We start from the raw sequence: 485 nt of genomic DNA, 5'->3' as shown, positions 1-485 counted from the left end.
GAAGATGACGCCAGCGTCAACGTGATAGCGGACATTTTTACCGGTACCTGTGTAGCCACGAGGCTAAACGTTCACCCGGCTGAAAAAGTAACACGTCGCTGTTATTAATGATGATGTCGTTAGTTTCCAGCGTGCCATGCGACGTATTATTCAGCGTAAGCGGCAGGTTCCCTTTGAGCGTACCGCCAATATTTCCCCATGGATCGATATGTCCGGAAGCCGTAAATGTTATCGAGGCATGGTTCATATCGACCGGATTGCCGCTCTCATTGATGAAGGTTAAGGTGACTTTTTGGTACCAGCTATTGACGTCAAATGTGCTGGTATGAATGGAAATGGTCATCGTCAATCGTCTTCTGTCCCTGTTGGAGAAAAGCCCCGGTAAACCGGGGCTTGCATCATGAAGCTCAATGCCTTGTGATGAATTCACGGTATTAGTAAGCGCCCAGGTCGGTCCACGCGCCGCCAGCACCGCAGTTCAGATC

The 485-nt window shown here is 49.9% G+C and carries 1 pseudogene; it reads right to left on the bottom strand.

What is annotated here, in order from left to right:
- Positions 1–343: pseudogene (locus tag F7Q90_RS25950) on the bottom strand (chitinase); the annotation flags it as partial.
- Positions 344–485: the final 142 nt, after the last annotated feature.

The sequence above is a fragment of the Pantoea stewartii subsp. stewartii genome, from assembly GCF_008801695.1.
In the GTDB taxonomy this organism is placed as follows: Bacteria; Pseudomonadota; Gammaproteobacteria; order Enterobacterales; family Enterobacteriaceae; genus Pantoea; species Pantoea stewartii.
This window is presented reverse-complemented; position numbering and strand designations above follow the sequence as displayed.